The sequence below is a fragment of the Micromonospora sp. NPDC005299 genome (assembly GCF_042872345.1).
In the GTDB taxonomy this organism is placed as follows: domain Bacteria; phylum Actinomycetota; class Actinomycetes; order Mycobacteriales; family Micromonosporaceae; genus Micromonospora.
In genome coordinates this window covers 294347-319788 of record NZ_JBIAKG010000003.1, presented here as the reverse complement: position 1 = coordinate 319788, position 25442 = coordinate 294347, and the positions used below count along the sequence as shown (strand labels likewise).

Below are 25442 nucleotides of genomic sequence, written 5' to 3'. Positions count from 1 at the left end.
TTCGGGCAACAGCTTCGAGGAGGCCGATCGTGCAGAGTGTCCGGCGGGTCGCGGTGATCGGCGGCAACCGCATCCCCTTCGCCCGGTCCAACTCGCGCTACGCGCACGCGTCCAACGCGGACATGCTCGGTGCGGCGCTGGACGGGCTGGTGGCCCGGTTCGGGCTGGCCGGGCAGCGGGTCGGCGAGGTGGTGGCGGGCGCCGTGCTCAAGCACTCCCGGGACTTCAACCTCACCCGCGAGGTGGTGCTCGGCTCCCGGCTCGACCCGCACACCCCGGCGTACGACATCCAGCAGGCCTGCGGCACCGGGCTGGAGGCCGCCATCCTGGTCGCCAACAAGATCGCCCTCGGGCAGATCGAGGTCGGCATCGCCGGGGGCGTCGACACCACCTCGGACGCGCCGCTGGCGGTCAACGAGGACCTGCGCCGGACCCTGATCCAGCTCAACTCCGCCCGGACCCTCGGCGAGCGGCTGAAGATCGCCGCCAAGCTCCGCCCGCTCCAGCCGTTCAAGCCGGAGATCCCGCGCAACGCGGAACCGCGGACCGGGCTGTCGATGGGCGACCACGCCGCGAAGACCGCGCTGCGCTGGAACGTCGACCGGCAGGCCCAGGACGAGTTGGCACTCCGCTCGCACCAGCGGCTCGCCGCCGCGTACGAGAAGGGGTTCTTCGACGACCTGATGACCCCCTATCTGGGGCTCACCCGCGACCAGAACCTCCGCCCGGACACCAGCCTGGAGAAGCTCGGCTCGCTGAAGCCGGTCTTCGGGGCCAAGGGTCCGGACGCCGAGGGGGCCACCATGACGGCCGGTAACTCCTCGCCGCTCACCGACGGGGCGTCCACTGTGCTGCTGGCGTCGGAGGAGTGGGCGCGCGAGCACCACCTGCCGGTGCTGGCCTGGTTCTCCTGGTCCGAGACGGCGGCGGTCGACTTCGTGCACGGCGACGAGGGCCTGCTGATGGCCCCCGCGTACGCGGTGCCCCGGATGCTGGCCCGGGCCGGGCTGACCCTGCAGGACTTCGACTACTACGAGATCCACGAGGCGTTCGCCTCGCAGGTGCTGGCCACCCTGGCCGCCTGGGAGTCGCCGGAGTTCTGCAAGGAGCGGCTCGGCTTGGACGCGCCGCTCGGCGCGATCGACCGGGACCGGCTCAACGTCAACGGCTCCTCGTTGGCCGCCGGGCACCCGTTCGCGGCCACCGGCGGCCGGATCGTGGCGACCCTGGCCAAGCTCCTCGACCAGAAGGGGAGCGGGCGGGGGCTGATCTCCATCTGCGCGGCCGGTGGGCAGGGCGTCACGGCGATCCTGGAGCGCTGATCCTGAACGGCCGACGCCCCGCCCGGGTCGAACCGGGCGGGCGTCGCTCGTCGTGCTTCGTCATCGGCCCGGGACGGACGGCCGGTCAAGCAGGCGCAGACCCTGCTCCCGGGCTACCGGCTCGACCGGTTCGGCTTCCCCGGCGGCACGCTCCTCGCCCCGCTCGGCACGCCGTTCAGCTCGCGATCCCTCACCCCGCAGAACCTGAACACCCCGGAGGACGCCCCACTCGCCAACTACCACGTCTACTGCGTACGCACGCCGTTCACCGTCGACTCCGGCCCGGTCGCGCCGTGGTTCGCCCAGCCCGGCATGGGTACGCAGATCCGGCTCAACCCGGCGTACCTGCCCCAGGCCGGGGCCGTGCTGAGCGTGCGGTGGCTGCTCGACAACGGGTACCTCGTCGAGGAGGACCTGGGCAGCGACCCGATCACGTGTGCGACAGCGGCGGACGTCGGCATCTGCTGAGGAGGTGGGCGGTGGATCGGCACCAGGTGCGCGGGGCCCTGCTGGCGGCGGGAATCTCGCCGGACGCCTTCGAACTGGAGGATGTCCACGAGCATGTGCCGGTGCCGGCCGACTTCTGGTTCCTCCGCCACGCACCGGGCGGTGGCTGGGAGATCGGCCTCTACGAGCGCGGGGTGCACGACGTCCGCCAGCACTTCGACACCGAGGAGGAGGCCTGCGCCGGGCTCTACCACGCCCTCACCGGCCGCCCGGCTCCTGCGTGATCCGGCCTCGTGGGCCGGCCGGAGCGCTGGTCGGTGGGTACGGGAGAATGGGGCCGTGACGATCCCGAACGTGCTCGCCAACCGCTACGCCTCGCCCGAGCTGGTCGCTCTCTGGTCGCCGGAGGAGAAGGTACGCATGGAGCGGCGGCTCTGGCTCGCCGTGCTCAAGGCCCAGCGGGACCTCGGCGTGCCGGTGCCGGACGGGGTGGTCGAGGCGTACGAGCGGGTGGTCGACGACGTGGACCTGGCCTCGATCGCGGAACGCGAGCGGGTCACCCGGCACGACGTGAAGGCCCGGATCGAGGAGTTCAGCGCCCGCGCCGGGCACGAGCACGTGCACAAGGGGATGACCTCCCGGGACCTCACCGAGAACGTCGAGCAGCTCCAGATCCGGGCCTCGCTGGAGCTGATCCGGGACCGGATGGTCGCCACCCTGGCCCGGCTGGCCTGGCACGCCCACGAATACTCCGGCCTGGTGATGACCGGCCGGTCGCACAACGTCGCCGCGCAGGCCACCACGCTGGGCAAGCGCTTCGCGTCCGCCGCCGAGGAGCTGCTGATCGCGTACGAGCGGCTGGCGGACCTGATCGACCGCTATCCGCTGCGCGGCATCAAGGGGCCGGTGGGCACCGCCGCCGATCAGCTCGACCTCTTCGACGGCGACGCCGACAAGGTGGCCGAGCTGGAGCGCCGGGTCGCCGAGCACCTGGGCTTCGCCCGGGTGCTGGACAGCGTCGGCCAGGTCTACCCGCGGTCGCTGGACTTCGACGTGCTCTCCGCGCTGGCCCAGGTCGCCGCCGCGCCGTCGTCGCTTTCCACCACGATCCGGCTGATGGTCGGCCAGGAGCTGGTCACCGAGGGCTTCAAGCCCGGCCAGGTGGGCTCCAGCGCCATGCCGCACAAGATGAACACCCGTTCGTCGGAGCGGGTGAACGGCTTCGCGGTGATCATCCGGGGCTACCTGTCGATGGTCGGTGAGCTGGCCGGCGACCAGTGGAACGAGGGGGACGTCTCCTGCTCGGTGGTCCGCCGGGTGGCCCTGCCGGACGCCTTCTTCGCCGCCGACGGGCTGTTCCAGACGTTCCTCACCGTGCTGGACGAGTTCGGCCCGTACCCGGCGGTGATCAACCGGGAGCTGGAGCGCTTCCTGCCGTTCCTGGCCACCACCAAGATCCTGGTCGCGGCGGTGCGCCGGGGTGTGGGCCGAGAGGTCGCACACGAGGTGATCAAGGAGCACGCGGTCGGCGTGGCGCTGGCCATGCGGGAGAAGGGCGCCGCCGAGAACGACCTGTTCGACCGGCTCGCCGCCGACGGCCGGCTGGGCCTGAGCCGGGCCGAGATCGACGCCCTGGTCGCCGACCGCAACGCCTTCGTCGGCGCCGCCGGAGCCCAGGTCGACCGGGTGACCGCCCGCATCACCACGATCGTGGAAGCCCACCCCGAAGCCGCCGCCTACTCCCCGCCCCCCATCCTGTGACCGGGTCAGGAGCCGGGAGTGGGGGTTTCGCCGGCGGTCCGGAGGTTGGGGGCGCTGGCCGGTTCGGCGATGCCGCCGGGCGCGGAGGTGATCTCCGCGTCGTGGGCGGTCTCCGCCGCGATCATCGGCTGGTCCGGCGGCATGACGTCGGGCGTCTTGGGTACGACGATCACCGCCGTCCCGTACGCGCAGATCTCCATCCACATCTCGCCGCAGTCCCGGCTGTCGAAGCGCATGCCGATCACCGCGTTCGCGCCGAGCCGCATGGCCTCCTCGCCGAGCCGGGCCACCGAGTCGGTACGCCAGCGGGTGAGATTGTCCGGCGCCATCGGGTCGTAGGCGCCACCGCGCAGGTTCTTGACCCCTTCGCGGTACGGGTTGCGGGTCCGCGCCATCGAGGAGACCACTTCGCCGAGGATCTGGCGGATCTCGTAGCCGGGCAGTTGATCCGTCGTCACGACCAGCACGGTTCCGATGCTGTCAGCCGTCGGGCGGCCGATTCGTGAGCCGTGTTCACCTGATCGGATGCTGCAAAACAGCGCGGCGCGGACGGTCGGGATGCCACCGACCCATCCGCGCCGCACCGGCGCTAACCGTCAGACACCGGCCACCGAGGTGATCCAGGCCCGGTTGTACGCGACACTGCCGTAGTTCTGGATGCTGGAGCCGTCGGCCGTGGAGGCGACACCGACCTGCCGGCCGTTGTAGAACTCCGGGCCGCCCGAGTCGCCCCGCCAGGCGTTGCCGTTGATCCGGGTGCTGCGGATCGCCTGGCCGCCGTAGGCGTCGGTGGCGTTGGTGCTGGTGACCTGCACGTTGGCGGTCTTGAGCTGGGGGGATGCGCCGCAGCCGCTGTAGCAGGTCATGCCCCAGCCGTAGATCGAGTTGGTGGAGCCGACCGGCGGGTTGCTGCTGGCCAGCGTCACGGTGGAGGTGCTGACCGCGCTGGACAGGCGGAGCAGGGCCAGGTCGTTGCGGGTGTAGGAGGCGCTCACCGTGCGGGTGACCCCGCCCGAGGCGTAGTAGACGCTGCCGACCCGGACCGACATCGAGCCGCTGACGCAGTGCCGGGCGGTGAGCACCCACTGGGACGCGATCACGCTGCCGGAACAGGTGAACGAGCCGTTGCTGAAAACGGCGGCGGCCCACGGGGCGGACGAGACGGTGCTGCCACCGATGATCGGTTGCGGGCCGGCCGGCGCGGCGGTGGCACCGGAGGCGGTGGCGAGCACGCCGGCGAGGGTGGTGGTCAGCACGGCGAGCAGGGGACGGAGACGCATCTCGGGGGACTCCTTCTGCGGCGGGGGGCCCGGGATCGCCGGGCAGGTGGTGGTGCCGCCGGGCGGGGTGGGTCCAGCGGCGGGAGTCGATTAACTCATCGACGTCTGACGATGCATGCTAAGGGTGGTCCGATGTTCGTCACAAGAGTTAAATCGAAATCAAGCGATGTTACGACCCGGTCGGGCCGAGCTGCCGCCCGCCTGTCGGAAACCGGTCCGACCGCCGACGTTTCGCGGGAAAATGCCTGGTGGCAGCCCCGGCGGCGCGACCAGGCCACCGCGCCGGGCAACGAATTCATATCGACGCCGCAACGAACGCGTATCGGCCCTTCGCCCGGGCGGCCGGTTACGCCGATCACTGCCTGACCGGGCACCGGCCGGTGCGGGCGGGACGGTATCTGCCAGGTAGGCTGGCTGCGCTCGCCCGTTGTGGGCCGGCACCCAACTGCGTACACAGTCAGGAGTGCCCCGTGCCTCGCGTCGTCGTCGACGTCATGCTCAAGCCCGAGATCCTCGATCCTCAGGGCCAGGCCGTCGCAAACGCGCTGCCCCGGCTCGGCGTCAGCGACGTCGCCTCGGTCCGGATCGGCAGGCGGATCGAGATCGAGTTCACCGGTGAACCGGACCTGGACCGGGCCCGGGAGATCGCCGACAAGCTGCTCGCCAACCCGGTCATCGAGGACTTCACCGTCCGCCTGGTCGAGGCCGACGAGACCGCGGACGCGCGCTCGTGACCGCGCGGGTCGGTGTGGTGACGTTCCCCGGCTCACTCGACGACGGGGACGCGGCCCGGGCCGTCCGGATCGCCGGCGCCGAACCGGTCCGGCTCTGGCACGGCGACCCGGACCTGCACGGCGTGGACGCGGTGGTCCTGCCCGGTGGCTTCTCCTACGGTGACTACCTGCGCTGCGGTGCGATCGCCCGGTTCGCCCCGGTGATGGGCTCGATCGTCGACGCCGCCCGCGGCGGCCTGCCGGTGCTCGGCATCTGCAACGGCTTCCAGATCCTCTGCGAGGCCCACCTGCTGCCCGGCGCGCTCACCCGCAACCAGCACCTGCACTTCCGCAACCGGGACCAGGTCCTCCGGATCGAGGCCGTCGGCACCGCCTGGACCAACGCGTTCCAGCCCGGCCAGGAGGTGCTCATCCCGGTCAAGAACGGCGAGGGCTGCTACGTCGCCGACCCGGCGACGCTGGACCGCCTGGAGGCCGAGGGCCGCGTGGTCGCCCGCTACGTCGGCGGCAACCCCAACGGATCGCAGCGCGACATCGCCGCGATCACCAACGAGGCCGGCAACGTGGTCGGCATCATGCCGCATCCCGAGCACGCGGTGGAGGCGCTCACCGGCCCCTCCCTGGACGGTCTCGGCTTCTTCACCTCGGTGCTCAAGCACCTGGTGGGAGCCCCCGCGTGAGCGTGAGGAGCGAGCCGGGTCTGCGAGCCCCGCAGTCGCGAACGAAGATCGGCTCGGTGACTGTGCGCGGCGGGATCATCGGTCGGCTCACCCGCCGCCACGGCGGCGAGCGCAGCGAGGAGAGGTCATGACCACCCATCCGGACCCGGCCCTGCGGGAGACGCCGGGCGTGGTGCCGCAGGCCGGCCCGGTCGACGACTGGGCCCTCGGCGTGGACACCGTGCCCCGCGCCACCGGCACCCCCGAGGAGCTCCAGCCCTACGCTGAGCTGGGCCTCCGCGACGACGAGTACGACCGGATCCGGCACATCCTCGGCCGCCGGCCCACCCAGGCCGAGCTGGCCATGTACTCGATCATGTGGAGCGAGCACTGCTCCTACAAGTCGAGCAAGGTGCACCTGCGCCAGTTCGGCGAGAAGGCCCCGCCGAGCGACCGGCTGCTGGCCGGCATCGGCGAGAACGCCGGCGTGGTCCAGGTCTCCGACGAGCTGGCGGTGACCTTCAAGGTCGAGTCGCACAACCACCCGAGCTTCGTCGAGCCGTACCAGGGCGCGGCGACCGGCGTGGGCGGCATCGTCCGGGACATCCTCGCCATGGGCGCCCGCCCGGTGGCCGTCATGGACCCGCTGCGCTTCGGCGCGGCCGACCACCCGGACACCGCCCGGGTGCTGCCCGGCGTGGTGGCCGGCGTGGGCGGCTACGGCAACTGCCTCGGCCTGCCCAACATCGGCGGCGAGCTCGTCTTCGATCCCAGCTACCAGGGCAACCCGCTGCTCAACGCGCTCTGCCTCGGCGTGCTGCCGGTGTCCCGGCTGCAGAACAAGGCCGCAGCCGGGCCGGGCAACGTCGTGGTGCTGTTGGGCGCCAAGACCGGCCGGGACGGCATCGGCGGCGTGTCGGTGCTGGCCAGCGCCACCTTCGACGAGGGCAGCGAGCAGCGCCGCCCGGCCGTGCAGGTGGGTGACCCGTTCATCGAGAAGCTGCTCATCGAGTCGTGCCTCGAGCTGTACGACGCCGAGCTGGTCGTCGGCATCCAGGACCTCGGCGGCGCCGGCCTGACCTGCGCGCTCACCGAGACGGCCGCCGCGGCCGGCACCGGCATGCGCGTCTGGCTGGAGCGGGTGCCGCTGCGCGAGCCGTCGATGGAGCCGCACGAGATCCTGGCCAGCGAGTCCCAGGAGCGGATGCTGCTGGTGGTCGCTCCCGACAAGCTGGAGGCGGTGCTCAAGACCGCCGAGAAGTGGGGCGTCCTCGCCACCGCCATCGGTGAGGTCACTGCGCCGTCGCCGGACGGACAGCCGGGCCGCCTGCTGATCACCTGGCGCGACCAGTTGGTCGTGGACGTGCCGCCGGGCTCGCTGGTCGATGACGGCCCCGTCTACGCCCGCCCCATGCGCGAGCCGGCCGACCTGATCCTGCTCCAGGCCGACCGGGCCGAGACGCTGCCCCGCCCGAGCGACCCGGAGGCCCTCCGGGAGACCCTGCTCCGCATGATCGCGTCGCCGAACCTGGCCGACAAGACCTGGGTCACCGAGCAGTACGACCGGTACGTGCTGGGCAACACCGTGCTCGCCCAGCCGGAGGACTCCGGCGTGATCCGGATCGACGAGCGGACCGGCCTGGGCGTCGCCCTCTCCGTCGACGGCAACGGCCGGTACGCGCGCCTCGACCCGTACCACGGGACGAAGCTCGCGCTGGCGGAGGCGTACCGGAACGTGGCGGTGACCGGCGCGAAGCCGATCGCCGTGACCAACTGCCTCAACTTCGGCTCGCCGGAAGACCCGGGCGTCATGTGGCAGTTCGCCGAGGCCGTGCGCGGCCTGGCCGACGGCTGCCTGGAGCTGGGCATCCCGGTGACCGGCGGCAACGTCAGCTTCTACAACCAGACCGGCGCGGCGGCCATCCACCCGACTCCCGTGGTCGGCGTGCTGGGCGTGCTGGACAACGTCGCGGACCGGGTGCCGATGGGCTTCGTGCCGCGGCCGGCCGGCGACCACGACCAGCTCTTCCTGCTGGGCGAGACGCACGTCGAGCTCTCCGGCTCGGAGTGGGCCTGGGTGACCCACGAGCACCTGGGCGGCATCCCGCCGCAGGTCGACCTGGCCCGCGAGCGGCAGCTCGCCGAGCTGCTCGCCGACGCGGCCCGGGTCGGGCACCTCAGCTCCGCGCACGATCTCTCCGACGGTGGTCTCGCCCAGAGCCTGGTCGAGTCCAGCCTGCGGCGCGGCGTCGGCGCCCGGGTCGTGCTGCCGGAGCACTTCGCCGGCGGCTCGATGCCGTTCGTCTTCCTGTTCAGCGAGTCCGCCGGCCGCGTGCTGGTGTCGGTGCCGCGCGGGCACGAGAAGGCGTTCACCGCCCTCTGCGCCGAGCGCGGGGTGCCGTGGGAGTTCATCGGGGTCACCGACCCGGCCGGCGGCGCACTGGAGGTGCACGGCCAGTTCCGGATCGGCCTCGACGAGCTGCGCGAGGCGCACACCGCCACCCTCCCGCGCCTCTTCGGCGGCGCGGAAGCGGCCCGGGTGGAGGTGGAGGCCGCCCGCACCGGGACGACCACCGTCCTGCCGGCCACCGCCGAGCAGCCGGTCGACGTCGACCCGGCCGAGGTCGCCTCCGAGCCGATCGCGCAGGCCGGCGCCGCTCCGGTGGAGACCGAGGCCGAGGCCGAGGCGACCGCCTCCGCCGACGTGGCGGACGCTCCGGTGGCCGACGACGCCCCGACCGGCGAGGCTGTGGTGAACGAGGCTGCGGCGGACGAGGCACCGGCGGACGAGGCCGACGGCCCGACCGACGGTCCCGCCGACGCTTCCGATGCCACGGGCGGCCCGGACGGCGCCGCGACGGCCACCGCTGACCCGGACCAGCGTCCCGCCCCGGATCAGCGCTGAGGCCCTGGCCTTGGCCGTCTTCGCCCAACCCGGCGCCGGCGCCCGGTTCGACTGGGGGCTGAGCGGGGCCGCGGAACTCGGCCGGGTCTGCGCCGCCCTGGTGGTGGTGGACGTGCTCTCGTTCACCACCGCCGTGGAGGTGGCGGTCAGCCGCGGCATGCGGGTGCACCCGTTCCCCTGGGGCGAACAGGCCGCCGACTACGCCCGCCGGGTCGGCGCCGTCGCGGCTGTCGGCCGCCGGAAGACGACCCCGGAACACCCGTGGTCGCTCTCCCCGGCCGCGCTGCGGACCGCGCCGGTCGTCGCCGACCTGGTGCTGCCGTCGCCGAACGGCTCGGCCATCAGCGCCGCCGCGAGCGCCACCGGCGTGCCGGTGGTCGCGGCGTGCCTGCGTAACGCGCCCGCCGTCGGGCGCTGGCTCCGCGCCCAGGGGTACGGCTCGACCGACGCCCCCGTGGGAGTGGTGGCCGCCGGTGAACGCTGGCCGGACGGTTCCCTGCGCCCCGGCGTGGAGGACCAGCTCGGGGCGGCCAGCGTGCTCGACGCCCTCTCCGGGGTCCCGGGCGGGCTCTCGGTGGAGGCGGCCATGGCCCTGGCCGCCCTGGCCAGCACGCCCGACGTGCCGGCCGCGGTGCGGGGCTGCGTCTCCGGCCGGGAACTCGTCGAGGGTGGCTTCGCCGAGGACGTGGCCGTCGCCGTCGAACTCGGCGTCTCCGACGTGGTGCCGGTGCTGCGCCAGGGCTACTTCGCCGCCGGCTGAGCCGGCGGCCCCCTCGCCGCGGTGCTCGCCGAGGATCCCGACACGCTCGTCGACGGCCCCCCGGGTCGGTCCGCCCGGCTGCGGTGCCGTTCAGCGCCGGCGCTACGAACGTGATGACGTCAACGAGTCAGCGGCGGGCCGGGCGAGCCCTGCAGGTGATGCGGCCGCCGTGTGCGTGGTGTGGCCGGCTCCTCGCCGTCGTCGGGGAGCAGCCGGCGCAGCTCCGGGGCCAGCCGGATCAGCGAAGTGGCCGCCCGGCTCAGCCGGGCGGCCACTCTCGTCGTGCTCGGTGGGGCGCTCGCGCCCCGGCCGTCAGTCGTCCAGCCAGTCCAGGCGGCGGCCGCCGCGGTCCTGCGGGGCGTCGGGTCGGCCCCGCCCGGCCTCGGCCGGGTCGGCGTAGTAGCCACCCTGGTCGTGGCCCGGCTTGTCGTAGCCACCGCCGCGCTGCTGCGGCGGCTGCTGCTCCTGGCCGTAGCCGCCCTGCTGGCCGTAGCCACCCTGCTGAGGCTGGCCGTAACCGTTGCCGCCGCCGTAGCCGCCGCGCTGGTCGTAACCGTCGTAGCCGCCCTGCGGGCCGCCGTCGTAGCCGCCCTGCTGGCCGCCGTCGTACCCGCCGCCCTGCTGGCCGGCGTCGTATCCGGCCTGCTGGCGACCGTCGTAGCCGCCCTGGCGGTTGTCGTAACCACCGGCCTGGCCGCCGTCGTAGCCGCTGGCCGGGCCGTTGTCGTAGCCGCCCGCGGGACCGTTGTCATAGCCACCTGCCGGGGCGCCGTAGCCGCCGGCGGGGCCGGCGCCGTAGCCGCCCTGCTCCGGGCCACCGCCGTACTGGCCCTGGCCGGGCTGGTCGTAGCCCCGGCCCTGGTCCGGCTGGTAGGTGCTGGTCGGGTACGGGTCGGCCGGCGGCGCGTACTGGGTGCTGTCACCCGTGTAGCGGCCGGTGGGCTCGTCGTAGCGCTCGCTGCCGTAGCCGCCGCCCTGCGCTGGCGGGTAGCCGGCGGCGCCGGCACCGTAGTCGGGGCCGCCGTAGCCGCCGCCCGAGGACGGGGCCGCGCCGTAGCCGCCGCCCGAGGCGGGGGCGGTGCCGTAGCCGTTGTTGCCGCCGTAGCCGCCCTGACCGGGAGCCTCGTCGCCGTAGCCGCCGTAGCCGGGCTGTCCCGCCCCGGCGCCGTACGAGGGCCCGGGCGGCGCGCCATACGGATCCGGCGGGACGTCGTCCACGACCGGGCGGTGCATCATGGTCGGCGCGTCGCTGAGCGAGGTGCCGCCGAGCATGGTCGGGGCCGCCCCGGCGCCCATGCCGTTCACCACCCGGGTCTGGTCGTCCGCGCCCCGGTAGGCGCCCCGGGCACCCGGCACGGCGCCGGCCGCTCCAGCCGGACCACCGGGGCCGATCGGCCCGTTCGGACCGTCGCCGTCACCGTCGCCGTCCTCGTTCTTGCGCCGCATGTAGAGCAGCACGATGGTGCCCACGCCGACGGCGACGAAGAGGCCGCCGAGCAGGATCAGCAGCCAGGAGCTGAAGCCGCCCGAGTCCTCGTTGGCGGCCGGCTGCTGGGCGGCGGGCGACTCGCTGGCCGCCTCGTCGGTCGCCTCGTCGGTGGCTTCCTCGCTCGGCAGGGCCTCTTCGCTGGCCGACGCGCTGGGGCTCGGCGAGGCCTCCACCTTGATCGGCACGCTGATCCGCACACCGGTCACCGACTGGCCGGCCGACGCGTTGACCGACTTGGTGCCGGGGTTGGCGTCACCCTTGGTGGCGCCCAGGTCGATCCGGCCCGGCGCGATCGGGTCAGAGGCGGAGCCGGTGAAGCGGAAGTTGCCGCTGCCGTCCGTGTGGGTCTCGCGCTTGTTGTTCCGGCTGTCCCGGAGCATGACGAGAGCGTTCTCGACGGGATCGCCGTTGTCCGCGATGACGACCTTGCCGGAGATGGACTTGACCGTCTGCGGCTGATCCGGGGTCGGGGGCGCGGCGGGCCGAACGGTGACGCGCAGCGTGCGGGGATTGTCCCCGGTGACCGTGATCCTCGCCTGGGTCCCGTTGGCCGCGGGCGCGGTGGCCGCGGCCGACAGGGTCAGGGTCACCGGCTTCGGGGCCGGGATGCCGCCGAAGTCGATCGGCCCACATCCCCCACACGTGACTCCGTCAGGCAGGCCGGTCACGTCGATGTCCGCGGACGACTCGCCGGCGTCCGGCCGCACCACGACGTTGACGGTGCTGCTCCTGCCGGCGTCGATCGTGACCGAATTGTCGGCGGTGCTGATCTTGGCGGCCGAGGCCGATGTGGCGGGGACGGTGAGCAGCGCGCCGAAGACCAGCGCCACGACCACACCGGCCCGCTGCTTCCAGGCACGTCGGTGTGTTGACACGTCCACCGCCTTCCGGGTCTGATCTCCCCGCCGGCCGTTCCGGCCGGGTGATCACTCACGGTACGAATACGCCGTCGGCAACTATGCCTTGTCTGGCCGGGCTATCTCTACCCAGGGCCAGCGTCGAGCTCGTTGCCGCCGGGTCGTATCGTCCCGTCGTGTCCTCTCCGCACACTTATTCCGCCGCGGTAGCGGCGACGTTGACGGCGCTGGATGAGGGGCGTACGCCCGATCGGCCGGTGTACCGGGAGGCGGTCCGTACCCTCTTGGCCGCCCTCGCGGAGCGCGCCCCCGGCCGATCGGTGGAGGTGCGGGTTCCACCCTACGGCGCGGTGCAGTGCGTGGCGGGGCCGCGACACACCCGCGGAACGCCCCCGAATGTGGTGGAAATGGACCCGGCGACCTGGCTGGCGCTGGCCACCGGCCGCCTCGGCTGGGCGGAGGCCGTCACCGAGGGTCGCGTACGGGTGTCCGGCATCCGGGCGGACCTCTCCGATCACCTTCCGCTCTAGCTGCGGCGACCCGCCGCGCGCGATCACGCACAGCGGGCACTCCGTGACTGTCGGTATCGACTGCTGTTCGCGTACACTGTGAGGCGACGACGGTCCCCGGCCCACGGCGCGGAGTTTGCCCCCGACCTCCGCCAGGCCAGTCCAGACCCCAGCATGAGGGAGCGGCAGGTGCCCCGAGGCGATGGCCGGCTGAGCCACGACCTTGACCCCCAGCGACCCGGCCCCCAGGACGCGTGCGGCGTCTTCGGCGTCTGGGCGCCGGGGGAGGAGGTCGCGAACCTGACCTACTTCGGGCTCTACGCCCTCCAGCACCGCGGCCAGGAGGCCGCGGGCATCGCGGTGAGCGACGGATCGGGCGTGGTGGTCTACAAGGACCTCGGCCTGGTCGCCCAGGTCTTCGACGAGCCGACCCTGGCGAGCCTGCGCGGGCACGTGGCGATCGGGCACGCGCGCTACTCGACCACCGGCGGGTCGACCTGGGAGAACGCCCAGCCGACCATCCGGGCCACCACCTCCGGCACCACGATCGCGCTGGCCCACAACGGCAACCTGGTCAACACCGCCGAGCTCCAGCGCGAGGTGGCCGACCGCGGTCTGGACTCCGACGGCTCGACCAACGACACCTCGCTGGTCACCATGCTGCTGGCCAGCCGCCCCGACCTTTCCGTCGAGGCGGCCGCCCTGGAGGTGCTGCCCCAGCTGCGCGGCGCGTTCAGCTTCGTCTTCATGGACGAGTCGACCCTCTACGCGGCGCGTGACCCCCACGGGGTCCGCCCGCTGGTGCTCGGCCGGCTGGAGCGTGGCTGGGTGGTGGCGAGCGAGACCGCGGCGCTGGACATCGTCGGCGCGAGCGTGGTGCGCGAGGTCGAGCCGGGCGAGCTGATCGCCATCGACGAGGACGGGCTGCGGTCCAGCCGGTTCGCCGCACCCGAGCCCAAGGGCTGCCTCTTCGAGTACGTGTACATCGCCCGCCCGGACGCCACCATCGCCGGCCGGAACGTGCACTCGGCCCGGGTGCAGATCGGCCGCCAGCTCGCCAAGGAGCACCCGGTCGAGGCCGACCTGGTCATCCCGGTGCCAGAATCCGGCACCCCGGCGGCGATCGGCTACGCCGAGGAGTCCGGCATCACCTACGGCCAGGGCCTGATGAAGAACCCGTACGTCGGGCGCACCTTCATCCAGCCGTCGCAGACCCTGCGCCAGCTCGGCATCCGGCTCAAGCTGAACCCGCTGCGGGAGAACGTGCGCGGCAAGCGCCTGGTGGTGGTGGACGACTCGATCGTCCGAGGCAACACCCAGCGGGCCATCGTGCGGATGCTGCGCGAGGCGGGCGCGTTGGAGGTCCACGTCCGGATCTCGTCCCCGCCGGTCAACTGGCCCTGCTTCTACGGGATCGACTTCGCCACGCGGGCCGAGCTGCTGGCCAACGGGCTGGACAACGAGGGCATCCGGCGGTCGATCGGGGCCGACACGCTGGGTTACGTATCGCTTCCGGGTCTCATCGCCGCGACCGAGCAGCCGAAGACGCGGCTCTGCCGGGCGTGCTTCGACGGGGAATACCCGATCGAGCTGCCGGCCGGGAACCTGATCGGCAAGCACGTGCTCGAAGGGGTGGGCCGCCGGGTCGCCGCCGAGGTGTCCGAGCCCACCGCCCCACTGAACGACAACTTCAGCTCGGCGCGTCTGACGCCGCGCCCCGACCTGAAGCCGTCGGTCGCCACTCCGGGCGGCGCAGCCACCCACCGCCCGTAGCACCACCGACGCGGGGCGGCCACCGGCCGGCTCGCGGGAACCACAAAGGGGAGAACCGTGACGCACGTGTCCGAGCGCAGCGGCGCAGGATCCAGCCCGACGGGCGCCGGCGGCGACCGCCAGCCCTGGTCGGCGGGGGCCGGCCGTACGCAGCGCAAACGCTCGGTCTCGTACGCGGACGCCGGGGTGTCGATCGAGGCGGGCGACCGCGCGGTCGAGCTGCTGAAGTCCAAGGTCCGGCAGACCCGGCGCCCGGAGGTCATGGGTGACCTGGGCGGCTTCGCCGGCCTGTTCCGGCTGGACACGAAGAAGTACAAGAACCCGATCCTGGCCTCCTCCACCGACGGGGTGGGCACCAAGCTGGTGATCGCCCAGCAGCTCGACATCCACGACACGGTCGGCATCGACCTGGTCGCCATGGTGGTCGACGACCTGGTGGCCTGCGGCGCCGAGCCGCTGTTCCTGCTCGACTACATCGCCACCGGCGAGGTCGTCCCCGACAGGGTCGCCGAGATCGGCGCGGGCATCGCCGACGGCTGCCGCTACGCGGGCTGCGCCCTGCTCGGCGGCGAGACCGCCGAGCACCCGGGGGTGCTGCGCCCCGACGAGTACGACATCTCCGCCACCGGTGTCGGGGTGGTGGAGGAGAGCGACATCCTCAGCTCGGAGCGCGTCGAGGTGGGCGACGTCGTGATCGCGATGCGCTCCTCCGGCCTGCACTCCAACGGCTACTCGCTGGTCCGGCACGTGCTGCTGGGCGCCGGCCGGATGCGGCTGGACGTGGTGATCGAGGACTTCGGCCGGCAGCGGACCCTCGGCGAGGAGCTGCTCACCCCGACCAAGATCTACGCGCAGGACTGCCTCAAGCTCATCGCCGAGGCCGAGGTGCGGTCGCTGGCCCACGTCACCGGCGGCGGCATCCCGGGCAACCTGGTCCGGATCCTGCCCGAGCACGTCGACGCGGTGGTCAACCGCTCCACCTGGAAGCCGCAGCCGATCTTCGACCTGATCCAGTCCAAGGGCCGGATCGAGGACCCGGAGATGGAGGCGACGTTCAACATGGGCGTCGGCATGTTCGCGATCGTCTCCCCCGAGGACGCCGACCGCGCGCTGGCGACCCTGACCGGCCGCGGCGTCGACGCCTGGCAGGCCGGCGAGATCATCGAGGGCTCGGGCAACGTGCAGATGATCGGTCAGCACACGCGCGGGTGATCACTCTCCGGTGATCATCCGGGCACCTGATCGGGGGTTCACCCGACTGGCCACCGCCGCCTAGCCTGAAGGGCAGTTCAGGCTAGCGGGGGAGGGTTGATGGCTGCGCGTACGCACACCGGAATGCGGGGCATCGCCGCCGTCCCCTCGTACGTGGTGATGCAGCCGACCACACTCTGCAATCTCGACTGCGTCTACTGCTACCTGCCGCTGCGGGCGGTGGACCGGCGGATGCCCGTGCCCGTCGCCGAGGCGGTGGCGGCCTCGGTGAACCCCTGGGCGGCCGCCGGGCGCTTCTCGGTGGTCTGGCACGGCGGGGAGCCGCTCGCGGCCGGCCGGGAGCACCTGGCCGCCCTGCTGGCCCCGTTCGGGCCGGAGGTGGAGCACCACGTCCAGACCAACGCCACGCTGATCGACGACGCCTGGTGCGCGTTCTTCGCCGAGCATGGGATCCGGGTCAGCGTGAGCGTGGACGGCCCCCGGGACCGCAACGGCGAGCGGGTCACCCGGGGCGGCCGGCCGGCGTACGACCGGATTGTGGCCGGGGTGGCGGCGCTGCGCCGGCACGGGCTGCCGTTCTCGGCGCTGGCGGTGGTCTCCCGGCCGGAGCCGGGGCTGGCCACCGAGCTCTACGACTACTTCCTCGATCTCGGCTGCGACGTGCTGGGGATCAACATCGAGGAGACCGAGGGCGTCAACACCCGGACGAACGCCCGGGACGCGGCCGCGGTGACCGGGTTCTGGGCGGAGCTGGTGGGCGCCTGGCGCCGGGATCCCCGGATCCACCTGCGCGAGGTCGAGTGGTCGCTGCGCTACGCCGGCGCCGTCCTGGCCGGCACGGCGGACGACCTGCTGCCCCGCCGGCTCGACCCGATCCCCACGGTCGCCCAGGACGGCTCGGTGGTGGTGCTCTCCCCGGAGCTCGCCGGCTTCACCGACCCGCACTACGGCGACTTCAGCAGCGGTAACGTGCTGAGCACCCCGCTGGCCGAGATTCTGGCCGGCGCCGGGGGGACGCCCTGGGTGGGCGAGTTCCTCACCGGCGTGGAGGCGTGCCGGTCGTCCTGCCCCTACTTCGGCTTCTGCGGCGGTGGCCACGCGGCCAACCGCTACTTCGAGCTGGGGCGTTTTGACGGTACGGAGACCGAGCACTGCCGCAACAGCAAGATCCGCCTACTGGAGGGAGTGTTGGAGCATGCCCGAGACCACGAGTCACCGGCAGCCTGAGCGCGTCGGAGGAGCCGAGCCCGATCCGGTCGCGGACCGGGTGCGGGAAGCCGCCGGCGGACTGACCGCACTTCTCCACGAGGCCGAGGCCGCGCGCCTGCTGCGGGCGGAGGTGTCGGGGGGCGACGGCGCCAGCGCGGTGTGCGCCTGGAACCACTTCGAGAACATCCCGACGTTCTACAACTGGAACAACCGGCCCCGCTGAGGGCGCGCGTCCGCGATCAGGGACCTGCCGGTCGGCCGGAGTGGCTCGGGCCGGCGTGGCCCCTGATCGTCGGCGCGTCGCGTTGGAAGGGCACATGCGTGAGCACGCGGGGAGTCACCGCGTGCTCAGATGCGACCGGAGGTCAGCGGGTCGGACGAACCCAGGTGTCCGGGTCGTCGTCCGCGTGATCCTCATCATCGTCGTCGACATACTCTTTGTAGTCGTCGTCGAAGTGCTGCTCAGACTTCCCACCAGCACCCGCCAACTCGCGCTGCAAGGCGGTGAGGTCGGTGTTCGGGGAGTGGTACTTCAACTCCCGGGCCACCTTCGTCTGCTTGGCCTTAGCACGGCCGCGCCCCATGGCTCGACCCCCTCGCACAGAATGCGGGGCAGCCCGAAGGCGGGCCCCGATGACGTCAGGCATCTCTCGTGGCTCTTACGGTACATGGGGATGCCACCGTTCGGCACCTCGGGTTACCGCCAACCGGCCCTGCGAGTCGCAGTGAACCGGCCGTCACACAGTGTACCCGGTAAGGAGCGGACAGCGGGACCGGCCGTGACAGCGGTCAAATGGGTACGAAGCACCCCAGCGTCCAGCTTAACGCCGGTGCCGGCGGCGCTGCGGCCCGGGGGCCGAGCCGGGCGGCCCGCCCCCGGGTGACATTCAGCGCAGGTGGATCGTGCGCAGCCGGCCGACCTCGGCCATCCGGCGCTCGGCGAGCCGGTCCGCGGCCACCGCCGGCGGGACGCCCTCGTCGTCGGCGAGTCGCAGGATCTCCCGGGTGGTGTCGAAGATCCGGGTGGCCCGCAGCTTGGCGCGGTCGAAGTTGAAGCCCTCGATCTCGTCGGCGACCTGGATCACGCCGCCGGCGTTCACCACGTAGTCCGGGGCGTAGAGGATGCCCCGGTCGGCGAGGACCTTCTCGATGCCCGGGTGGGCGAGCTGGTTGTTGGCCGCCCCGGCGACCACCTTCGCGCGCAGCACCGGCACCGTGTCGTCGTTCAGCGCGCCGCCCAGCGCGCACGGGGCGTACACGCCGATGTCGGAGGCGACCAGCGCCGCGGTGTCGTCGACCAGCGTGACCTCCGGGTGGGTGGCGCGCACCCACTCCCGGGCCTTCGGGTTGACGTCGGTCGCCACGACCTCGGCCCCGTCCTCCAGCAGGTGGCCGGTGAGGTACTTGCCGACCTTGCCCAGGCCGGCCACGCCGACCCGCTTGCCGGCCAGCGTCGGGCTGCCCCAGACGTGCTCGGCGGCGGCCCGCATGCCCTGGAAGACGCCCCAGGCGGTGAGGACCGAGGAGTCGCCGGCGCCACCGTGCTCCACGCTGCGGCCGGTGACGTAGCTCGTCTCCCGGGCGATCACGTCCATGTCGGCGACGTAGGTGCCGACGTCGCAGGCGGTGTAGTAGCGGCCGGCCAGGGACTCCACGAAGCGGCCGTAGGCCCGCAGCAGCGCCTCGCTCTTGATCTGCTCCGGGTCACCCCAGATGACCGCCTTGCCGCCACCGAGGTCGAGGCCGGCCAGGGCGTTCTTGTACGCCATGCCCCGGGAGAGGTCGAGCACGTCGGCCAACGCCTCCGCCTCGGTGGCGTACGGGTAGAACCGGGTGCCGCCGAGCGCGGGGCCCAGCGCGGTGGAGTAGATCCCGATGATCGCCTTCAGGCCGGACTGCTTGTCCTGGCAGAACACGACCTGTTCGTGACCCGTGGATCCCGGGTCGTCGGTGCTGGCGAATACGCCCATGGCTGACTCCTGTGTCGGTGTGCGCCCTTGTGGGGCGCGGACCCTGTTGGCACGCCGGCGGGATGGTGCCGGTGCTGCTGAGCCTAATATCGGCCGCAGCCGTACTGTCGCGCACGTCACGACGCCTCGTGACGGCGGCGGCGGAGAAGTCCCGTCTCGTGGGAGGATCGCGCCGTGCCGTCGCTCTTCGCTTCATACCTGCGCGTGTACGAGCCGCTGACCGCCTTCGATCGCGACCGCCAGTCGTACTGGCGCCGCTACGTCAACGACGGCCGCGCGGTCGCCCCGCTGGAGGGGCCGGTCCGGCAGCGGACGGCGGTGATCGAGGCGCTGGGCGCGGGCTGGACCCGGCTGCCCGACCTGCCCGACGAGGCGTACGTCCTGGAGACCGACGACACGCTGCTGGTCTGCCCGTGGAACCTGCGGATCCGGGTCGCCGAGGCGGCGTTGACCGCCCGGGACGGGGTGCCCTCGGTGCTGGCCGACGCGTTCGTCCCGCCGGTCCTGGCCGGCCAGGCGAAGGCCGTGGTGGAGGACTGGCGCAGCGGGGCGCGCGTGCTGGAGCACGGGGTGCCCCGGGTGCACGAGCAGATCGCCACCTGGGGGGTGCCGCTGCGCTGGTTCGTGCTCTTCGACGCGCAGGAGCGGCACCTGGTCACCGAGCCGGAGCGGCGGGCGCTGCGCTACCGGACGGAGATCTCCAAGGCGCGCCGCCGGTCGTCCCGGGCGCTGTCGGTGCTGCGTAAGTCGGTCGGCGAGGCGCCGATCACCGAGGCGGTCGAGGAGGCCGCCCGCTGGCTGGAGGAGTTCCACCCCCGCTCGGTGGTGGAGCTCGACTACGGCGGTCTGGTGCAGCTGCTGCCCGACGAGACGCTCGTCGCCGACGACTCGACCGAGCTGGTCGCGGCCGGGTTGGCCGGCCTCTCCCGCGGCGAGGCGGAGGATGCCTCCGCGGCGTACGACAAGCTGGTCGCCCGGTGGCGCGCGGTGCAGCTGCTGGAGCGCTGCAACTAGGGCCGGGTTTGCCCGGGTTGAGGCCTCTCGATGCGAGAGTGTCTCGTAGTTGACGCATCACGAACCGTGATCATGAGTCCCATTAAGGTAGCTTCTGCGGCATAAAAGTCGTAAAAATCGGGCATGGTTCATCCGTCCGTCTAGGGACCTTCAGCCGTTCGGCCCATGTCGGACATCGGGGACTAGCCGGACCATGGGAGACGCGTCGGCCGGCGGGACCCCGGCCGATGTCTATACATGTGGAGGAGTGACCCCGATGGCATCGCGAACGCACGAACCAGAGCCGCTACTCACACCGGCCGAGGTGGCGTCGATGTTCCGTGTCGACCCGAAGACGGTGACCCGGTGGGCCAAGGCTGGCAAGCTCAGCGCCATCCGGACCCTGGGCGGCCACCGCCGTTACCGCGAGTCGGAGGTTCGGGCCCTGCTGCAGGGGCAGATTCCCCAGCAGCGTCAGGGGGACTGACGACCCGCACGTTTCTCAGGCGTTCCGATCAGGGGCGGTGGGACGTCGCGCCAGCGACGATCCGCCGCCCTCAATCGTTTCCGGGGGCGGCTCAGTCGAGCACGATGCGCAGGCCGACCGTGCCGCCCTCGCCCCGGCGCAGCCGGCTGCCCAGCAGGCTCAGCCGGCCGATCAGCCGGTACTTCTGCTTGAGCAGCCCCCGGATCCGCCGGGTCGACTCCGGGCCGCTGACGGTCGCGTGTCCCGGCACCGCCTCGCCGTGCGGCCGGCCGCGCACGTCGCACGGGGCCACCGTGACCCGGCCGTCGCGCCGGATCCGCTTCACCTTGCCGGAGTCCGACACGGTCCACACCGCCAGCGCCTCCCCGTCCCGCACCGCCCACACCGGAGTCGGCACCGCCCGCCCGTCCTTGCGGAAGGTCGTGAGCAGCACGTACTTCTCCGCCGCCAGGCGGTCGAGGTCTGTCACGCCGCTCAGGATACGGCCGCGACAGGCCGGCCGAGCCCGGATAGCGTGATCGCCGTGAGCGCGAGGAGTGAGCCGGGTCTGCGAGCCCCGCAGTCGCGAACAGAGACAGCGCCGTGACCGGGGAACCCACGATCGGCGACGTGTTCGGCGAGATGATCCGCGACGCGTACGCGGTCAGCACCGGAATCGGACCGCGGCCGCTGGTCGGCGGGCGGCTGCCCCGGCCGGTCATCGAGATCATCGAGCGCGACGACGGGCTGGTCAACGGCGCACCCACCGAGCACTACCTGGACCCGCCGGAGCGGTGGCAGCCGTACGACCACCGGGCCGTGGACCGGGTGCACGGGCAGGTGCTGGACATCGGCGTCGGGGGCGGCCGGATCGCGCTGCACCTCCAGGAGCGCGGCGTGCCGGTCACCGGGCTGGACACCTCGGCCGGGGCGCTGCGGGTTAGCCGGCACCGGGGCGTACGCGACCTCGTGTACGGCACCGTGGACGAGCACGTCGCCGACGGCCGGCGCTACGACACCTTCCTGCTGCTCGGCAACAACCTGGGGTTGTTCGAGGGGCGGGAGCGGGCCCCCGTGCTGCTGGCCGCGCTCGCCGCGCTGGCCCGCCCCGGCGCCCAGGTCATCGCGCACGGCACCGACCCGTACGGCACGACCGATCCGGTGCACACCGGCTACCACGAGCTGAACCGGCGGCGGGGGCGGCTGGGCGGGCAGCTCCGGCTGCGGCTGCGCTACCGGCAGCTCGGCACCGAGTGGTTCGACTATCTGGTGTGCTCGGTCGAGGAGTTCGCCGAGCTGGTCCAGGGCTCGCCGTGGCGACTGGTCGACGTGGACGCCGAAGATCGCCCGTACTACCTGGCCACCCTCAAGCTGAAGCGTTAGGACGGGCCCTTGTTGTCGCGCAGGCGACAACAAGGGCCCCTCCTTCGCTCTTAGACCTGCACGGTGGGGGTGGTCTGCTCCGGGGGCAGGCCGCCGTCGCCGTCGACCACCTCGTCCGGCGTGCCGTCCTCGTCGAGGTCGACCATGGTGATGTCCACCTTGCCGTCGCCGTCGGTGTCGAACTGGAACAGGTCGGCCTTCCCGTCGCCGTCGGTGTCCACCACCCAGACGTCGGTCTTCCCGTCGTTGTTGGTGTCCGCGCGGAGCAGGTCCACCCGCTCGTCGCCGCGGGTCTCCACGGTTTCGGTGCTCTCCGCGCTCTCCGGTGCCTGGCTCATCTCGATCCTTCCCTCGGCGTTGACGGCCGTCTGTACCCGATCCGGCGCGCCCCCACGCATGCCCGCGGGCCGGCCCTGCATAGGGTCGCACCCAGGAACGAGCGAGCGGACCCACCCGGCGCGGCGGAGACCCCGCCCGTCCTGGAGGCCGCGGCGGAGGGACATCGATGAGTGGTCGTTTTGTGGTCGTCGGGGCCGGCACCATGGGCCTCGGCATCGCGTACGTGGCGGCCGGCGCCGGTTACGCGGTCGAGCTGGTCGAGGTGGACCCGGCACGCGGGGCCGACGCGGTGCGGCGGCTCGGCGAGCTGTGGAAGCGCGGCGTGCAGCGCGGCAAGCTGACCGCCGAGGCGGCGACGGCGAACCGCGAGCGGGTCACGCTGCGGGCCGGGCTCGCCGAGGTGGCCGAGGGCCCCGACGTGATCGTGGAGGCGGTCCCCGAGCGGCTCGACCTCAAGCGGGCCGTCCTCCGGGACGCCGAGGCCCGCCGGCCCGCCCTGCTCGGCAGCAACACGTCCAGCATCCCGATCGCCGAGCTGGCCGAGGGGCTGCAGCGGCCGGCCGCCTTCCTCGGGCTGCACTTCTTCAACCCGGTCTGGGCGATGGCGCTGCTCGAGGTCGTGGTCGGCCCGGCCACCGCGCCGGAGACCACCGAGGCGGCCGTCGCGCTCGCCGGCCGGCTGGGCAAGGACCCCGTCGTGGTACGCGACCTGCCCGGCTTCGCCACCTCACGGCTCGGCGTGACCCTCGGCCTGGAGGCGATCCGGATGGTCGCCGACGGCGTGGCCAGCCCCGCCGACATCGACAAGGCGATGGTGCTCGGCTACCGGCACCCGGTCGGCCCGCTGGAGCTGACCGACCTGGTCGGGCTGGACGTCCGGCTCGACATCGCCCGCACGCTCCAGGCCGCGTACGGGGACCGGTTCGCGCCGCCGCCGCTGCTGGCGGAGATGGTGGCCGCCGGCCGGCTGGGCAAGAAGTCGGGCCAGGGCTTCTACACCTGGGAAGGCGGGGTCAAGCAGTGAGTGCGAGGAGTGAGCTTGCGAGCCCCGCAGTCGCGAACGAAAGGCAGGCACGGTGAGCGGGCTGCGGATCGAGGAGCTGCCGGACCGGCTGGTGGTCACCCTGGACCGGCCGGAGAAGCGCAACGCGATCGACGCGGACCTGATCGCCGAGCTGCACGCCGTCTGCGCCGAGCTGGAGGCGCGGCCCCGGCTGCTGCTGCTCACCGGCGGGACGGACGGCATCTTCGCCGGTGGCGCGGACATCGCGCAGCTTCGCGAACGCGGCCGGCTGGACGCGCTGGCCGCCATCAACCAGGCCGCCTTCGCCCGGATCCGGGCGCTGCCGATGCCCACCGTGGCTGCCGTGGACGGCCCGGCGCTGGGCGGCGGCGCGGAACTGGCGTACGCCTGCGATCTGCGGGTGTGCACGGCGCGTGCGGTGTTCGGGCAGCCCGAGGTGCGGCTGGGCATCCTCGCCGGCGCCGGCGCGACCTACCGGCTGCCCGCTCTGGTCGGGGAGGCCCGGGCCAAGGAGCTGCTCTTCACCGGCCGGCGGGTGGACGCCGACGAGGCGCTGCGGATCGGGCTGGTCAACCGGGTGGTGGCCGAGCCGGCGGAGCTGCTGCCCACCGCGCACGGCCTGCTCGACGAGATGGCCAAGGGCTCGGCGCTGGCGCTGCGGCTGACCAAGCTGGCGATGGACGCCCCGGCGGCCGCCCACCCGCAGCTCGACCTGCTCAGCCAGGCGGTGCTCTTCGAGGACGAGGAGAAGCAGCGGCGGATGACCGAGTTCCTGGAGCGGCGCCGCTCCCGCTGACCGCGGACACGACGAGGGCCGCACCGGTTCGCCCGGTGCGGCCCTCGTCGTCGTCTCACTGCCGGATCTGCACCCCGGCGTCGGCCAGCGCGGTGATCACCCGCGCCGACTCACCGAAGCCGATCACCAGCACGGCGTCCGCCCCGTAGTCCTTGATCTCCTTGGCGCCGGCGGCGAAGTCCACCGGCGGCGCCGACGCGCCGTCCGGGGGCACGTACGACAGCAGCTTCACCTTGTCGGCGCCCATGCCCGCCCGTTCCAGCTCGGAGCGGACGTTCTCCTGGAGGCCCTCGCCGTAGGAGTCCTTACGGGCGACGATCGCGATCTTGTGCGGTCCGTCGCGCATTATCACGTCGGCCAGCGCCCGACCCTGTAGGCCGTCCGGCGGTGCGGTGCGGAAGTAGAGGCCCTTGTCGTCCACCGTGCTCAGCCCGGCGTCGGTGTTCGACGGGGAGAAGAGGATCCGGCCGGCGGCCACCACGTCGGGCAGCACGGCCCGGGAGATGCCCGAGGCCCCGGCACCGATGATGACGTGCGCGCCCTGCTGGACGTGCGAGGCCACGGTCGCCTTCGCCACCTTCGGGTCGGTGCCGTCGTCGCCGTCGATCCACACCACCGGCTCGCCGAGCGCGCCACCCGCCGCGTTGATCTCACGGATCGCCAGCGCCGCGCCGGCCGCCATCGGCGGGTACGCCAGGGCCAGGTCACCGGTCTTCGGCAGCAGCCCGCCGAGCACCAGCGGGGAGCCGTCCTCCTTGTAGGACTTGCCCGGACGCGACTTCTTGCCCCGCGGCGGCGTCTTGGTGCTCGCCCCCGACTCGTCCCCGGCGCCGACGAACTCGGTCTTGCCGTCGTCGAGCTGCCGGTCGCCGAAGTGCAGCGTCGCGTAGCTGGCGGCGGCCGGCTCTCCGACGTCGGTGAACCCGGCCCGGGTCAGCGACACCCCGCGGTACTCGATGTCCTGGCCCGCCCGGGCCAGCTGGAGGCAGGTCGTGACCTCATCGCAGCGCTGGCCGCTGGTGGTCACGCCGACGACCTGCTGGGCGATCTCGCGGGGCTCGGTCGTGCCGGCGAGCTGGGCGGCCAGCACGCTTATCACGATGGCGTCGTAGGTTTCCGCCGAGTAGAGGAAGTCCTTGAGCCTCGGGTCTACGGTGCGTAGCCGTTCCTTGAAGCTCTCGGGCAGCGGCGTGAGCGGGGTGGTGCCCTTCATGCCGTTGAGAAGGTCCGCGCGGTCCTTCAGGGCGTCGACGTACGAGTTCTGCATGTTGCCGTCGGTGCCGTAGAGGCGCACCTGGGTGGCGGTGGCCTCTTCGGGCTTGTCGCTCCCGCAGGCGCTGGTGGCGAGCAGGAGCGCCGCGCAGGCCGTGGACAGGGCCGCACGCGACGCGCGAGATTTGAGCATGGTCGTCCTTCCTCCGGCGAAGGTCCGCTGCGCACATTAGCGTGCCGGCGCGGAGAGCGGGACCGTGGAGGTCGGTCCGTCGGCACCCCGACTGCCCGTATCACTCTCCGTGACGGCTGGGCCGTTCCGGGGTCACCGCTTGACCCTCA

Annotated in this window: 27 protein-coding genes; 18 read left to right on the top strand and 9 right to left on the bottom strand. The window is 72.7% G+C overall.

Annotated elements, in window-relative coordinates; translation table 11 throughout:
* Positions 1–29 precede the first annotated feature (29 nt).
* From ACFYPD_RS10900 to purB, 4 genes are all read left to right on the top strand, one after another.
* Positions 30–1322, top strand: a complete 1293-nt coding sequence (locus ACFYPD_RS10900; protein WP_387111336.1) for an acetyl-CoA C-acetyltransferase — start codon at positions 30–32, stop codon at positions 1320–1322.
* Between the two features lie 102 nt (positions 1323–1424).
* Positions 1425–1790, top strand: coding sequence for a TNT domain-containing protein (locus ACFYPD_RS10895; protein ID WP_387112339.1), 366 nt, complete (start codon positions 1425–1427; stop codon positions 1788–1790).
* Between the two features lie 11 nt (positions 1791–1801).
* Entirely contained in the window at positions 1802–2053 is a 252-nt protein-coding gene (locus tag ACFYPD_RS10890) for a hypothetical protein (RefSeq protein ID WP_387111334.1), read from the top strand.
* Between the two features lie 55 nt (positions 2054–2108).
* Entirely contained in the window at positions 2109–3530 is a 1422-nt protein-coding gene (gene purB / locus ACFYPD_RS10885; protein WP_387111331.1) for an adenylosuccinate lyase, read from the top strand.
* A 5-nt stretch (positions 3531–3535) separates the two neighbouring features.
* Here the strand turns inward: purB and ACFYPD_RS10880 are convergent, their stop codons facing one another.
* A complete protein-coding gene (locus ACFYPD_RS10880) occupies positions 3536–4057 on the bottom strand; it encodes a YbjQ family protein (RefSeq protein WP_387112336.1) in 522 nt (173 codons plus the stop codon).
* Between the two features lie 69 nt (positions 4058–4126).
* Positions 4127–4810, bottom strand: coding sequence for a S1 family peptidase (locus ACFYPD_RS10875; protein ID WP_387111328.1), 684 nt, complete (start codon positions 4808–4810; stop codon positions 4127–4129).
* A gap of 470 nt (positions 4811–5280) precedes the next feature.
* Between ACFYPD_RS10875 and purS the strand changes: the two genes are divergently transcribed.
* From purS to ACFYPD_RS10855, 4 genes are all read left to right on the top strand, one after another.
* The gene (gene purS, locus ACFYPD_RS10870; protein WP_030332194.1) at positions 5281–5544 is read left to right on the top strand and encodes a phosphoribosylformylglycinamidine synthase subunit PurS; all 264 of its coding nucleotides are present in this window, start codon (positions 5281–5283) and stop codon (positions 5542–5544) included.
* Positions 5541–6224, top strand: a complete 684-nt coding sequence (gene purQ / locus ACFYPD_RS10865) for a phosphoribosylformylglycinamidine synthase subunit PurQ (protein WP_091264340.1) — start codon at positions 5541–5543, stop codon at positions 6222–6224. Before purS ends, purQ begins: the two co-directional genes overlap by 4 nt.
* A 127-nt stretch (positions 6225–6351) precedes the next feature.
* Positions 6352–9108, top strand: a complete 2757-nt coding sequence (gene purL / locus ACFYPD_RS10860; protein WP_387111326.1) for a phosphoribosylformylglycinamidine synthase subunit PurL — start codon at positions 6352–6354, stop codon at positions 9106–9108.
* 10 nt (positions 9109–9118) lie between these two features.
* On the top strand, positions 9119–9868 hold the full coding sequence (locus ACFYPD_RS10855) for a 2-phosphosulfolactate phosphatase (RefSeq protein WP_387111323.1): 750 nt from the start codon (positions 9119–9121) through the stop codon (positions 9866–9868).
* Between the two features lie 119 nt (positions 9869–9987).
* Here the strand turns inward: ACFYPD_RS10855 and ACFYPD_RS10850 are convergent, their stop codons facing one another.
* Entirely contained in the window at positions 9988–10143 is a 156-nt protein-coding gene (locus ACFYPD_RS10850; RefSeq protein WP_387111320.1) for a hypothetical protein, read from the bottom strand.
* A 37-nt stretch (positions 10144–10180) separates the two neighbouring features.
* Complete coding sequence (locus ACFYPD_RS10845) at positions 10181–12232, bottom strand: carboxypeptidase regulatory-like domain-containing protein (RefSeq protein WP_387111317.1); 2052 nt, start codon at positions 12230–12232, stop codon at positions 10181–10183.
* A 158-nt stretch (positions 12233–12390) separates the two neighbouring features.
* Between ACFYPD_RS10845 and ACFYPD_RS10840 the strand changes: the two genes are divergently transcribed.
* From ACFYPD_RS10840 to amcA, 5 genes are all read left to right on the top strand, one after another.
* Positions 12391–12744 carry a sterol carrier family protein gene (locus ACFYPD_RS10840; protein WP_387111314.1) on the top strand — a complete coding sequence of 118 codons (354 nt, stop codon included), beginning with the start codon at positions 12391–12393 and terminating at the stop codon, positions 12742–12744.
* A 168-nt stretch (positions 12745–12912) separates the two neighbouring features.
* Positions 12913–14496 (top strand): amidophosphoribosyltransferase, encoded by a 1584-nt coding sequence (gene purF, locus ACFYPD_RS10835; RefSeq protein WP_387111311.1) that lies wholly within the window; start codon positions 12913–12915, stop codon positions 14494–14496.
* Positions 14497–14553: 57 nt separating this feature from the next.
* Complete coding sequence (gene purM, locus ACFYPD_RS10830; RefSeq protein ID WP_387111308.1) at positions 14554–15708, top strand: phosphoribosylformylglycinamidine cyclo-ligase; 1155 nt, start codon at positions 14554–14556, stop codon at positions 15706–15708.
* A 123-nt stretch (positions 15709–15831) separates the two neighbouring features.
* Complete coding sequence (gene amcB / locus ACFYPD_RS10825) at positions 15832–16935, top strand: cyclophane-forming radical SAM peptide maturase AmcB (RefSeq protein WP_387112333.1); 1104 nt, start codon at positions 15832–15834, stop codon at positions 16933–16935.
* Positions 16904–17140: a multiple cyclophane-containing RiPP AmcA gene (amcA, locus tag ACFYPD_RS10820; protein WP_151461157.1), complete on the top strand. Its 237-nt coding sequence runs from the start codon at positions 16904–16906 to the stop codon at positions 17138–17140. The genes amcB and amcA overlap by 32 nt, the downstream gene beginning before the upstream one ends.
* A gap of 142 nt (positions 17141–17282) precedes the next feature.
* On the opposite strand, the gene ACFYPD_RS10815 is transcribed toward amcA, so the two are convergent.
* Both ACFYPD_RS10815 and ACFYPD_RS10810 read right to left on the bottom strand, forming a co-directional pair.
* Positions 17283–17501, bottom strand: a complete 219-nt coding sequence (locus tag ACFYPD_RS10815; RefSeq protein ID WP_091315761.1) for a DUF3073 domain-containing protein — start codon at positions 17499–17501, stop codon at positions 17283–17285.
* A gap of 303 nt (positions 17502–17804) precedes the next feature.
* A complete protein-coding gene (locus ACFYPD_RS10810; RefSeq protein WP_387111305.1) occupies positions 17805–18887 on the bottom strand; it encodes a Glu/Leu/Phe/Val dehydrogenase in 1083 nt (360 codons plus the stop codon).
* Between the two features lie 174 nt (positions 18888–19061).
* Between ACFYPD_RS10810 and ACFYPD_RS10805 the strand changes: the two genes are divergently transcribed.
* Positions 19062–19901, top strand: coding sequence for a hypothetical protein (locus ACFYPD_RS10805; RefSeq protein ID WP_387111302.1), 840 nt, complete (start codon positions 19062–19064; stop codon positions 19899–19901).
* A gap of 256 nt (positions 19902–20157) precedes the next feature.
* Positions 20158–20367 (top strand): BldC family transcriptional regulator, encoded by a 210-nt coding sequence (locus tag ACFYPD_RS10800; protein WP_007073996.1) that lies wholly within the window; start codon positions 20158–20160, stop codon positions 20365–20367.
* A 91-nt stretch (positions 20368–20458) separates the two neighbouring features.
* On the opposite strand, the gene ACFYPD_RS10795 is transcribed toward ACFYPD_RS10800, so the two are convergent.
* On the bottom strand, positions 20459–20836 hold the full coding sequence (locus ACFYPD_RS10795; protein ID WP_313723643.1) for a PPOX class F420-dependent oxidoreductase: 378 nt from the start codon (positions 20834–20836) through the stop codon (positions 20459–20461).
* A 113-nt stretch (positions 20837–20949) separates the two neighbouring features.
* Between ACFYPD_RS10795 and ACFYPD_RS10790 the strand changes: the two genes are divergently transcribed.
* On the top strand, positions 20950–21729 hold the full coding sequence (locus ACFYPD_RS10790) for a class I SAM-dependent methyltransferase (protein ID WP_387111299.1): 780 nt from the start codon (positions 20950–20952) through the stop codon (positions 21727–21729).
* 50 nt (positions 21730–21779) lie between these two features.
* Here ACFYPD_RS10790 and ACFYPD_RS10785 read toward each other — a convergent pair whose 3' ends face one another.
* Positions 21780–22067: a hypothetical protein gene (locus ACFYPD_RS10785; RefSeq protein ID WP_387111296.1), complete on the bottom strand. Its 288-nt coding sequence runs from the start codon at positions 22065–22067 to the stop codon at positions 21780–21782.
* A 167-nt stretch (positions 22068–22234) separates the two neighbouring features.
* Between ACFYPD_RS10785 and ACFYPD_RS10780 the strand changes: the two genes are divergently transcribed.
* Together ACFYPD_RS10780 and ACFYPD_RS10775 are read left to right on the top strand one after the other, a co-directional pair.
* Complete coding sequence (locus ACFYPD_RS10780) at positions 22235–23092, top strand: 3-hydroxyacyl-CoA dehydrogenase family protein (protein ID WP_387111294.1); 858 nt, start codon at positions 22235–22237, stop codon at positions 23090–23092.
* A gap of 52 nt (positions 23093–23144) precedes the next feature.
* The gene (locus ACFYPD_RS10775) at positions 23145–23888 is read left to right on the top strand and encodes an enoyl-CoA hydratase/isomerase family protein (RefSeq protein WP_387111291.1); all 744 of its coding nucleotides are present in this window, start codon (positions 23145–23147) and stop codon (positions 23886–23888) included.
* A 55-nt stretch (positions 23889–23943) separates the two neighbouring features.
* On the opposite strand, the gene ACFYPD_RS10770 is transcribed toward ACFYPD_RS10775, so the two are convergent.
* On the bottom strand, positions 23944–25293 hold the full coding sequence (locus tag ACFYPD_RS10770) for an ABC transporter substrate-binding protein (protein ID WP_387111288.1): 1350 nt from the start codon (positions 25291–25293) through the stop codon (positions 23944–23946).
* Positions 25294–25442 lie beyond the last annotated feature (149 nt).

Excerpts from the sequence above, each read along its gene's own strand:
- ACFYPD_RS10875 (WP_387111328.1), bottom strand. The coding sequence starts at position 4,810 with ATGCGTCTCCGTCCCCTGCTCGCCGTGCTGACCACCACCCTCGCCGGC.
- purL (WP_387111326.1), top strand. The coding sequence starts at position 6,352 with ATGACCACCCATCCGGACCCGGCCCTGCGGGAGACGCCGGGCGTGGTG.
- amcB (WP_387112333.1), top strand. The coding sequence starts at position 15,832 with ATGCGGGGCATCGCCGCCGTCCCCTCGTACGTGGTGATGCAGCCGACC.
- amcA (WP_151461157.1), top strand. The coding sequence starts at position 16,904 with ATGCCCGAGACCACGAGTCACCGGCAGCCTGAGCGCGTCGGAGGAGCC.
- ACFYPD_RS10815 (WP_091315761.1), bottom strand. The coding sequence starts at position 17,501 with ATGGGGCGCGGCCGTGCTAAGGCCAAGCAGACGAAGGTGGCCCGGGAG.
- ACFYPD_RS10810 (WP_387111305.1), bottom strand. The coding sequence starts at position 18,887 with ATGGGCGTATTCGCCAGCACCGACGACCCGGGATCCACGGGTCACGAA.
- ACFYPD_RS10800 (WP_007073996.1), top strand. The coding sequence starts at position 20,158 with ATGGCATCGCGAACGCACGAACCAGAGCCGCTACTCACACCGGCCGAG.
- ACFYPD_RS10785 (WP_387111296.1), bottom strand. The coding sequence starts at position 22,067 with ATGAGCCAGGCACCGGAGAGCGCGGAGAGCACCGAAACCGTGGAGACC.
- ACFYPD_RS10780 (WP_387111294.1), top strand. The coding sequence starts at position 22,235 with ATGAGTGGTCGTTTTGTGGTCGTCGGGGCCGGCACCATGGGCCTCGGC.
- ACFYPD_RS10770 (WP_387111288.1), bottom strand. The coding sequence starts at position 25,293 with ATGCTCAAATCTCGCGCGTCGCGTGCGGCCCTGTCCACGGCCTGCGCG.